Here is a 1,776-nt window from a genome sequence, read left to right on the forward strand (position 1 = left end):
CGATCGTCGCGCGGCCCTTCAGCAGCACGGTCACCTGCCACTCGTCGGCGAGCGCGCGCACCGCCTCCACCCGATCCGGACCGGGTTCGGCACCGGTGAGCCGGGCGAACTCACCCGCGTGCGGCGTCAGCACCGTCGGTGCGGTGCGGCCCCGCACCAGGGCGGGTTCGGCGGCGAGCAGGGTGAGCCCGTCGGCGTCGACGAGCACCGGCAGCTCGGTGGCCAGCACCTGCGCGAGCCGGTCCCTGGCCGCGAGGTCGGTCCCCGCGCCGGGACCGAACACCCACGCCTGGACCCGCCCCGTGCCCGAGATCGTGTGGCTGGCAATGACTTCGGGGAACTTCTCCAGCACCTCGGTGTCGTCGCCGACGTAGCGCACCAGGCCCGAGGTCGCCGCCACCGCCGCGCCGGTGCTCAGCACCCCGGCTCCCGGATACTTCGCGCTGCCCGCGCACACCCCCACCACGCCCTGGCTGTACTTGTCGTCTGTCGCGCCGGGGACGGGCCAGTCCGCCCCGATCGCCGCGGCCGCGAGCTGGGCGAGGTCGGGTTCGGGCAGCTGTAAACCGATCGGCACCAGCACGATTCGTCCGCAATACGGCGCGGCCAGCGCGTGCACCGGCTTGTAGGCCCCGAACGCCACCGTCACCTCGGCGCGGACCGCGGGCCCGTCGACCGCGCCGGTATCCACGTCGACGCCGCTGGGCAGATCGACCGCGACGATCGGAACCGTCACGGCCGCCACCAGCTCCGCGGCCGCCGGGCGCAAGGGTCCACGGCCGGAGATCCCCACGATCCCGTCGATCACCAGATCCACCGCGTCGAGCCGGTCGACCACCCGCCCGCCGGCCTTCCGCAGCGCCGCCAACCCCGCCGGATGCGCGCGTTCGGGACTCAGCAGCACCGCGCGCACCGCCACGCCGCGCCGCGCCAGCATCGACCCCGCCCACAGCGCGTCGCCACCGTTGTCGCCCGACCCGACCAGCAGCCCCACCGCCCGGCCCGCGACACCGCCGGTCCGGGAACGCAATTCGTCGGCCACCACGTTGGCCAGCCCGTACGCGGCCCGGCGCATCGGCATCCCCGCGGGCACGCGGGTGAACAGCTCCGCCTCGGCCGCCCTGACCTGGTCGGCGGTGAAGTAGCCACGCCGATCCGTCATCGTCGCCTCCCGGCCGCCCGCGCGGCCCACGACAGGTCCGCGATCGTTCGCAGACTACGCTCCAGACCCATGTCGATGGTTCGTCACCGCGCCGCATCCACCCGGGTTGTCGCCGGATTCGTCGTGGCCGCCACCCTGTTGATCGCCGGTTGTTCCGGCGAATCCGGGAACGCCGCCTCCACCACTACCCGCAAGCCGCGTCCGGTCACCACCACGACCACCCAGACCGAGCACAAGCCGACCAACCTCACGGTCGACGTCTCCGGGATGAAGTACTCCCCCGCCGACGCCACCATCAAGGTCGGCGAGACCGTCACCTGGAAGTTCTCCGACAAGGCCCCGCACAACGTGCAGGGCATCGGCGACAAGGCGATGGGCATCAACAGCCCGATCATCGACAAGGGCGAATGGTCCTACACCTTCACCCAGCCCGGCACCTACCGCTACCTGTGCAGTCTGCACCCGGACATGCGCGGGACCATCACGGTGTCTTAGGAGCGCTGGCGCGCTCGAGGTCGGCGGCCCCTTGTGTCCCGCCGGTCAGGCGCCGTGGCTTGCTCCTTCGTCGCTTGCGCCACGGCGCCTGACCGGCGGGACGGCCGCCGACGGCCGAC

2 protein-coding genes are annotated in these 1,776 nt (G+C 72.8%); one reads left to right on the forward strand and one right to left on the reverse strand.

The features are described 5' to 3' along the window. Positions 1–1,162, reverse strand: a 1,162-nt coding sequence (locus V8688_RS15185) for a bifunctional ADP-dependent NAD(P)H-hydrate dehydratase/NAD(P)H-hydrate epimerase (RefSeq protein WP_342801068.1), incomplete at its 3' end; no start/stop codon positions are given. Positions 1,163–1,231: 69 nt separating this feature from the next. Here V8688_RS15185 and V8688_RS15190 point away from each other — a divergent pair. Continuing rightward, positions 1,232–1,657: a cupredoxin family copper-binding protein gene (locus V8688_RS15190; protein WP_342801069.1), complete on the forward strand. Its 426-nt coding sequence runs from the start codon at positions 1,232–1,234 to the stop codon at positions 1,655–1,657. The last annotated feature ends 119 nt before the right edge of the window (positions 1,658–1,776 follow it).

This window comes from Nocardia sp. No.11 (assembly GCF_038752175.1).
Taxonomy (GTDB): Bacteria; Actinomycetota; Actinomycetes; order Mycobacteriales; family Mycobacteriaceae; genus Nocardia; species Nocardia canadensis.

Coding starts and splice junctions, on each gene's coding strand:
- V8688_RS15190 (WP_342801069.1), top strand. CDS start 1,232: ATGTCGATGGTTCGTCACCGCGCCGCATCCACCCGGGTTGTCGCCGGA.